Raw genomic sequence first — 8680 nt, 5'->3', positions numbered from 1 at the left:
GTCACCTGCCACCAGCCGGTGATGCCTGGCTTCACGGCCAGGCGCTGCAGGTCGTACTCGGTGTACTGCTCAACCTCGCGCGGCAGCGGCGGGCGCGGGCCCACCACGCTCATCTGGCCCAGGAACACGTTGAGGAACTGCGAGAACTCGTCGATGGAGTGCTTACGTATGAACTTGCCGATCTTCGTGACGCGGGGATCCTCCCTCATCTTGAACATGGCGCCGGCGATCTCGTTTTGTTCCTTGAGCTCGGCGAGGCGCTCGTCGGCGTCCTTGTACATGCTTCGGAACTTCCACATGCGGAAGGTGGACAGGCTGCCGTCGGGGCGGGTCTGCCCCACTCGGATCTGGCTGTAGAAGGGGTTGCCCTCACTCTCTAGGCGGATGGCCGCGGCAAGCACAAGGCTGGGTACGGCTATGACGGCCAGCACGCAGCCGCTGAACACGATGTCAAAGGCGCGCTTAACGGCGCGGTAGGCCAGGCGCGAACGATCCCAGTCCATGATGGACTGCATGGCCTTGTAGCGATCGCCGCCCTCACGCCGGTCCATGGCCTGAGCGATGAGCGTCGCCCCCGCGGGCGCATCCGTTGCATATTGAGGTTTATCCGACACGTTCTCTTTCAACACTTCGTCCCCAGATCGGGGATCCTCCCTGTTCTGTGTAGCGTCCGCCAGCAGCTAGGCGATCGCCTTTTTTAGGTTTCGCATTACGCGCTGTTCGGCCGAAAGCACGGCAAGGCCAACGCGCGTAGTCACACGTCGGCCGCACAGGTCGAGCTCCAGATAAGCAGTGCTCTTGCGTCTATTAATGGTTTTGATGAGGCCCTCGTGGCCCAGCAGCGGACCTGCTGTCACTACGACCTGATCGCCGTCTTTTAGGGCTTCGCTCATGGGCACTACACGGTCTCCCCTATTGGTAAAACTGCCAATGAGTAGGGTCTCTTCTTTCGCTAACGGTACAAACTGACCGTCCTGGGATAACACCCGGGCAAAGTCGTCCATGCGCAGCAGATGCTGTTGCACGGTGCGGGGATCTGCCGTGTCGCAGATAAGGTAACCGGGAAAGAGTGGCTTGGTCGTATTGACCCATTCGCCGTGAACTTTGATCTCGGTTTGATATTGGGGATAAAAGAGCTCTTGCATGGCACCAGCCGGCACCATGCGCTCGATTCGCTCGCGCATTATGTCTTCGCGACCGTTAATGACCTGGATCACATACCACACGAGCACCACCCCCTTGCTGTCTTACGTGTGGCTCACGGGGTTTGGATATGGCTTCGCCAGGGCGCTTGTGCGCGAAGGCGCTCCATATTCAAACCCTGAGCCCAGTTAGACAAGCGCGTGGCTCTGCCCCACCGTGAACGGTATGTATAAGTGCAGTTGCTAGAGACGCGGACGCGTATCGCAAAAAGACCGCGACTCCAGCTGGCTGCGCGCGGCCCAGTCAAGCGGGTACAAAACTGGACCGCATGCAAACAGCTGTAGAACTGCTGCGATTGGTCATGAAATATCGATTCGAAAGTACAGCTTGCACACAGACAAGAACAAAGTCATTCAAAGCGATAGGCATGACGACGCTATTGGAGCTCGTGGTTTTTCTGGCACCGCCGTTACGGCCGGATGCTGATCGACCCTGCGCTTAGCGGCTTGCTGGAGCCGTGAGCACAGTTGAACCCATGTAACGTTAGGTATCCTAGCACAGCAGGTGGCCCATGCGTTTTGGGGTGTGTTGAGCAACATATTGTTTATTTGCCGTGGTTATGGGGGATATTGTGCCGTCTTGCACACATTGCCGCAGGTTTATGGGGGCGTGTAGGTTGGTGAGCACTGCCTGAGTTGTATTGATGGCGGCGTGAATTGCTCAAACTATTATCTTTGGCTAACAAACTTTGTACAAAATTGGGAAGGTAATTGCGCAACTTTTTGCGGGGAGGGCGCGAGTGAACGCATCACTTTGGTTTGTGGGTTGATGGGTATGAAAAAGGCCACCGGATATCCGGTGGCCTTTTGAATTGACGAAGGTGGAGACGAGGGGGATCGAACCCCTGACCTCTTGACTGCCAGTCAAGCGCTCTCCCAGCTGAGCTACGCCCCCGTGACGAGGTAGTACTATAGGGGAAGTTGGCGCGGCGTGCAAGGACTTTTTTGGGCACGCTCTAAATCTTTATTGGTATAGGTAAGCGATGGCGGTGCCAGTGTGGACTTCGATCTCTGCGGTGGATCGGACTATGTTGCTAATGCCTGTGTCGGCTAAAAGGCCCAGGGGGCTATGGTCTAGTTCCCATTCTAGGCCGTATTCGCTTACTTGAGTGTTGGGGGCTATGGCGATGATGGAGAAGGTTTTGCCCTCGGCGCCTTCGATGGTCCATGATTCGCACGCATGGAGGATACGGGCCACCACCTTGTCCTCGGCGATCCAGACGGGGGCGTCCTCGTAGGCCGCGAGTAATCCCAGTACGGACAGGGCCATGTCGGGGCGGCCGCCGATGGCGCAGGTTGCCACCACTTCGGCACCCGGCCAGCGGCGGCGAACGGAATCGAGCGCCAGCGCCAGATCGGTATAGTCCTTGTAGGGGTCGTGGCGCTCTACTTCAAAATCGACAGCGGCATCGACCAGAGCGCGTCCCTCATCGCTTACGGTGTCGGCATCGCCCACGTAGACGTCGCAGCTCAGGCCAGCGCCCAACAGGGCGTCCAGCCCGCGGTCTACGGCTACGATGTGGTCGCACTCCCCTGCCAGTTGACGCAGCAGATCCGCGCTCGCCACCACGGGCGAGCCACAGACCACTAATACTTTGCAAGCCACGGCCCTCGCCTAGCCTTCAAACGAAAGCACGCGGGACAAGTCCAGGACCTCATAGCTGTCGATAAAGATGTCGCAGTTGGCGCGCACCTCGTCGCGCTCCATACGGCCGTGCGGGTCATAGATGCCCACGCGGTTAAATCCAGCGGTGCCGGAGCTCTTAAGCCCAAAGACCGCGTCCTCAAACACCCAGGCGCGCTCAAACTTGTGCCCGTGGCGCTCTTCCAGGCGACGCAGCGCCAGCTCGTACACGTCGGGGAACTGCTTGGAGCGTCCCGCCTCGCCCGTGGTGGTCACAAACTCCATGTAGGCATCGAGCCCGGCGCCCGCAAGCGCAGACGTAACCAGCTCGGCCGGCGTGGAAGTAGCCACGCACATGGCAATGTCCGCCGCCCTCGCCTGCTCCAAAAATGCCAGAAGCCCCTCGCGCGGCGGCACCTTGGAGTACCCATCAATCAGGATGTCGCTCAGCTCGCGATACAGTTCCTCGCCATTCGCTCCAATGCCCCAGGTGTCGTGGTAGGCCTGGCACTCGTCCTCGAGTGACAAATGCTCAAACTGGGCAAAATCGTCGACCGTCACGTCAACACCGTGGCGGTGCAATAACTCGGGCTGGGCATAGGCCCAAACGGGGGTGCTATTAACCAGTGTGCCGTCGCAATCGAAAATAAAAGCGACATTGTGAGCGGCGGTCTGGGACATAAACGAACCTTTCGATGTCAAATGGTAAACATCCTGCTAAAAACGTTTTACCAAACGTCAGACTAACAATCTTGAAACCCTAATTGGTAAAACTGTCAAGAGTTTTACCATCGCAATTCTGCCAGTGGTCTAAACATGGCGCTCGCCGATTAAACACCGTCGCAAATCCACTTTTCTCCATAAAAGTAACGAACAGGTGTTATCGTATTTCGTGCCGAAAGTTCCACCGAGCACGCGAGGTGGAACGAATCATAGAACTATCGCCGTCCCCTCGATTCGTGCAGCCTTGGACCTTTCGCATCTAGTCACCAAGGCAACACGCTGCCGCGTCATGATGGGATCAAACGTGAGCGATACAAAGCTAAAGCCAACGGCTAAAAAGCCCGCAACCCGTAAAGCCGCCCCGCACGCACCGGAGCTCTCTAAGGACGATGTCTACCTGTTTGGCATCGGCACGTGGGAGCGCAGCTGGGAAAAGATGGGCGCGCACCCCGACACGCAGAACCGTACGCGCGGCTGGCGCTTTTGCGTTTGGGCGCCCGATGTAAAGAGCGTGCATGTCATTGGCGAATTTAACGACTGGGATGAGGAAGCCAACCCGCTGGTGCCCGTGCATACGAGCGCTATCTGGGAAGGCTTTATTCCTGGCGCCGAGCAAGGCCAGCTCTATAAATACCTTATCGAGACCAATGAGGGTGAGAAGCTCTACAAAGCCGATCCGTATGCCTTTAAGGCCGAGTGCCCTCCGGGAACGGCGAGCGTGCTGTGGACCCTCGATGGCTACAAGTGGAACGACGCCGCATGGCTCAAGCGCCGCGCCAGTCATAACCACATGTCACAGCCGCTCAACATCTACGAGGTGCATATTGGCTCGTGGAAGCGCCACGGCGACGCGCCACAGGGCGATCCGGACGAGTACGGCAACTATCCTGGCCCCATGGATCCCTTCCCCGCGCAGCGCGGCGAGTTCTATACCTACGACGATCTGTCGGTGGAGCTCGTGGATTACGTGCGCGACATGGGCTACACGCATATCGAGGTCATGCCGCTCATGGAGCATCCCTTCGATGGCTCCTGGGGCTACCAGACGACCGGTTACTACGCCGCCACGTCGCGCTACGGCAACCCGCAGCAGCTCATGCATTTTATCGATGCATGCCACGAGGCGGGCATTGGCGTGATCATGGACTGGGTGCCCGGCGGTTTTTGCGCCGACTCCCACGGCCTTGCCACCTTTAACGGCCACATGCTGTTTGAGCACGAGATTCACCCCAACTGGGGAACGCACAAGTTTGACTTCGCCCGCGGCGAGGTCCGCTCCTTCCTGGTCTCCAACGTGCTGTACTGGCTCGAAAACTTCCACGTGGACGGCATTCGCATGGACGGCGTGTCCAGCATGCTGTACCTCAACTTTGGCATCGACGATCCGGGCCAAAAGAAGTTCAACAAGTACGGCACCGAGGAGGATCTGGACGCCAGCGCGTTTATCCGTCAGGTCAACTGCGCCGTAGAGACGCACTACCCCGACGTGATGATGATGGCCGAAGAGTCAACCGCCTGGCCGCTCGTGACCTATCCGCCGCAGGACGGCGGCCTGGGCTTCCACTACAAGTGGGACATGGGCTGGATGAACGACACCCTGCACTACATGCAGACCGATTTTCCATGGCGCCCCGGCAACCACGGCCTGCTCACGTTCTCCATCATGTACGCCTTTACCGAGAACTTCATTTGCCCGCTGAGCCACGACGAGGTCGTGCACGGCAAGTGCTCGCTGATCGGCCGCATGCCGGGCGACTGGTGGCGCCAGTTTGCAGGCCTGCGCACGCTGGCTTTCTACCAGATGACGCACCCCGGTGCCAAGCTCAACTTTATGGGCAACGAGATCGGCCAGTTTATTGAGTGGCGCTACTACGAGTCCATTCAGTGGTTCCTGACCGAGGAGTACGAGACCCACCGTCATCATCAGGCGTTCATTAAGGCGCTCAACCACCTGTACACCGCCGAGCCCGCCTTGTACGAGCGCGGCTACACCGACGACGGCTTTACCTGGATCGACGCGGACAACTCCAAGCAGTCTATCGTGAGCTTTGTGCGTCAGGGCGAGGACGTCAATGACGACCTGGTAATCCTGATCAACTTTGACCCGGCGAGCTACGAGAGCTTCCGTGTGGGTGTGCCGCGCGAGGGCGACTGGGAGGTCATCTTCGATTCCGACCGTCCCGAGTTTGGCGGCAGCGGATACGCCGGCGAGGAACCCTACACCTGCTCGAGCGAGCCCTATCCCTGGAACGGGCAAATGGACTCCATCGAGATGAAGGTGCCCGGCCTGGCAGGCGTGGTGCTTAAGCGACGCGGCCCCAGCAGCTATAAGCCGCCCGTGGTTGAGGAGCCCAAGAAGGCGACGCGCAAGCGCACGTCCTCGGTGAAGCCCAAGGCCGCGGCCTCTAAAAAGGCTCCGGCTAAGGCGAAGGCCACCAAGCCCGCTGCCAAGGCTTTGGCCAAGTCCACCACGACCAAGAAGGCAGCAGCTAAAAAGACTGCTCCCAAGGCAAAGGCAGCTGCTGTTAAGGCTCCTGCCAAGAAAGCGTAACAAAGTCGTTACCACTGTAATTACCCGCCCCGGGGGGGCGTAGGATACAAGCCATAACCGTTCCGGGAGAAACATCCCCGGGGGAAAGGAACGTATGAATAAGATCTTCGACAACAAGCAGGAGTTTACCGAGCTCTATCGCGATGCCGTCATGAGCATCAGTGGCAAGAGCGTCGAGGCTGCCAGTGACCTGGACCGCTTTAACGCCCTGGCCAAGCTCGTGGCCGAGAAGGCACGCACCGTTGCCACCAAGAGTGACGCCCGTGTGACCTCCGAGGGCAAGAAGCGCGTGTACTACTTCTCGATCGAGTTTTTGATCGGCCGCCTGCTCGACAACTACCTGCTCAACTTTGGCGTGCGCGACATGGTCGCCGAGGCGCTCGACGACATGGGCTTTGACCTGTCCGTCATCGAGAACCAGGAGCCCGACCCGGCGCTGGGCAACGGTGGCCTGGGCCGTCTGGCCGCATGCTTCCTGGATTCCATGGCAGCCGAGGGCATTGCCGGCTACGGCAACGGCATGCGCTACCGCTACGGCCTGTTTAAGCAGGAGATCGTCAACGGCAGCCAGGTCGAGGCCACCGACGAGTGGCTCACCCACGGCTATCCCTGGGAGGTCCGTCGTCAGGACAAGGCCGTGACCATTAAGTTTGGTGGCCATGTTGAGGGCTTTGAGGAGAACGGCCGCACGTTCTACCGCACGGTGGACACGCAGGACATCCTGGCCGTCCCTTATGACATCCCCGTGGTGGGCTATGCCGGCGAGACCGTCAACAAGCTGCGCGTCTGGGCCGCCGAGCCGGTTGAGGAGCACTTCGATCTGGAGGCTTTCAACCGCGGCGACTATGCCCTGGCCGACGCCGAGCGCGCCGAGGCCGAGGCCATCAGCGCTATCCTCTACCCCAACGACGCCGGCGAGCACGGTCGTCTGCTGCGCCTGAAGCAGGAGTACCTGTTTGTTTCGGCCGGCATCTACAGCCTGCTCGACACCTTTGAGAAGGAGCACGGTGAGAACTGGGAGCTGCTGCCGCAGCTTGTGGCCATCCACACCAACGACACGCACCCCGCCATGTGCGGCCCCGAGCTCATGCGCATCCTCATCGACGAGAAGAAGCTCGAGTGGGATGACGCTTGGAACATCGTGACGCAGGTCGTGAGCTACACCAACCACACCATCCTGCCCGAGGCTCTGGAGAAGTGGCCCATCGGCACGTTCTCCAAGCTCCTCCCCCGCGTGTACCAGATCATCGACGAGATCAGCCGTCGTTGGCATGAGTCGTTCGACACCACGCAGGAGGGCTGGCAGGAGCGTCTGCGCCAGACCGCCATCCTGTGGGACGGCGAGATTCGCATGGCCAACCTGTCTGTGATCTGCAGCCACAGCGTCAACGGCGTGGCCAAGATCCACTCTGACATCATCAAGAACATCGTACTCAAGGACTTCTATGCCCTGACGCCCGAGAAATTCAACAACAAGACCAACGGCATCTCGCACCGTCGCTTCTTTGCCGAGGCCAACCCTACCTACGCCAAGCTCGTGACCGAGGCCATTGGCGACGGCTGGTTGAAGGACGCCTTTGAGCTGGAGAAGCTCAAGGAGTTTAAGGACGACACCGAGTTCCTGAAGGCCGTGGGCGCCTCCAAGCGCGCCAACAAGGAGCGCCTGGCCGCCTACGTCAAGGCCGAGACCGGTCTGGTCATCGACCCCAACACCGTCTTCGATGTTCAGGTTAAGCGCTTCCATGCCTACAAGCGCCAGCTCATGAACATCATGAAGGTGATGGACATCTACAACCGTCGCATCGCCGATCCCAACTTCCACGTGACGCCGACGACCTTCATCTTTAGCGGCAAGGCTGCCTCGAGCTACACCTTCGCCAAGGAGACCATCCGCCTCATTAACTCCGTGGCCGACGTCATCAACAATGACCCGCGCGTCAACGAGGTCATGAAGGTCTGCTTTATCCCCAACTTCCGCGTGAGCAACGCCCAGCTCATCTACCCCGCCGCCGAGATCTCGGAGCAGATCTCCACGGCCGGCAAGGAGGCCTCGGGCACGTCCAACATGAAGCTCATGATGAACGGCGCCATTACGCTGGGTACCCTTGACGGCGCCAACATCGAGATCGCCGATCTGGCCGGCCGCGAGAACGAGGCCATCTTTGGCCTGACCGCCCCCGAGGTCGAGCAGCTCTGGGCATCCAACAGCTACTTTGCGTGGGATACCCTCAACGGCGACCGCGAGCGTCTGGGCCGCGTGATGGACGAGCTCAAGGACAACACGTTTGCGGGTCTTTCGGGCAACTTCGAGAGCATCTACAACGAGCTCATGAACAACAACGACCCCGACCTGGTCATGGCAGACTTCCGCAGCTACGTGGATGCGTGGGAGAAGCTCACGAACAGCTATGGCGACCAGGAGACCTGGAACCGCAAGGCCTTGCTCAACACCGCCTCGAGCGGCTGGTTCTCGTCCGACCGTACCATTCGCGAGTACCGCGACGAGATCTGGCACGCGTAAAGGCGCGCGAGCTCCCTTTGCCGCACGGCATTACTCGACGGGCGCGACCGAGCGCCGCG

Annotated in this window: 6 protein-coding genes and 1 tRNA gene; 2 read left to right on the top strand and 5 right to left on the bottom strand. The window is 59.5% G+C overall.

The window, feature by feature from the left end:
- The 5 genes from DW136_RS03880 to DW136_RS03860 all read right to left on the bottom strand — a co-directional run.
- A partial coding sequence (locus DW136_RS03880) for a sugar transferase (protein ID WP_233546533.1) occupies positions 1–614 on the bottom strand: 614 nt, incomplete at its 3' end.
- A 66-nt stretch (positions 615–680) separates the two neighbouring features.
- The gene (loaP, locus tag DW136_RS03875) at positions 681–1226 is read right to left on the bottom strand and encodes an antiterminator LoaP (protein WP_233546532.1); all 546 of its coding nucleotides are present in this window, start codon (positions 1224–1226) and stop codon (positions 681–683) included.
- Positions 1227–2024: 798 nt separating this feature from the next.
- Positions 2025–2097, bottom strand: a tRNA-Ala gene (locus DW136_RS03870).
- A 69-nt stretch (positions 2098–2166) separates the two neighbouring features.
- Positions 2167–2808: a thiamine diphosphokinase gene (locus DW136_RS03865; protein WP_118289127.1), complete on the bottom strand. Its 642-nt coding sequence runs from the start codon at positions 2806–2808 to the stop codon at positions 2167–2169.
- Between the two features lie 9 nt (positions 2809–2817).
- A complete protein-coding gene (locus DW136_RS03860) occupies positions 2818–3507 on the bottom strand; it encodes an HAD family phosphatase (protein WP_118289126.1) in 690 nt (229 codons plus the stop codon).
- A gap of 331 nt (positions 3508–3838) precedes the next feature.
- Between DW136_RS03860 and glgB the strand changes: the two genes are divergently transcribed.
- Both glgB and DW136_RS03850 read left to right on the top strand, forming a co-directional pair.
- Positions 3839–6100 carry a 1,4-alpha-glucan branching protein GlgB gene (gene glgB, locus DW136_RS03855; RefSeq protein ID WP_199580161.1) on the top strand — a complete coding sequence of 754 codons (2262 nt, stop codon included), beginning with the start codon at positions 3839–3841 and terminating at the stop codon, positions 6098–6100.
- Positions 6101–6194: 94 nt separating this feature from the next.
- Positions 6195–8621: a glycogen/starch/alpha-glucan phosphorylase gene (locus DW136_RS03850; protein WP_118289125.1), complete on the top strand. Its 2427-nt coding sequence runs from the start codon at positions 6195–6197 to the stop codon at positions 8619–8621.
- The last annotated feature ends 59 nt before the right edge of the window (positions 8622–8680 follow it).

It is taken from the genome of Collinsella sp. AM12-1 (genome assembly GCF_003472325.1).
Lineage (GTDB): Bacteria > Actinomycetota > Coriobacteriia > Coriobacteriales > Coriobacteriaceae > Collinsella.
The sequence above is the reverse complement of the archived record's forward strand: the minus strand, read 5'-3'. Positions and strand labels throughout refer to the sequence as shown.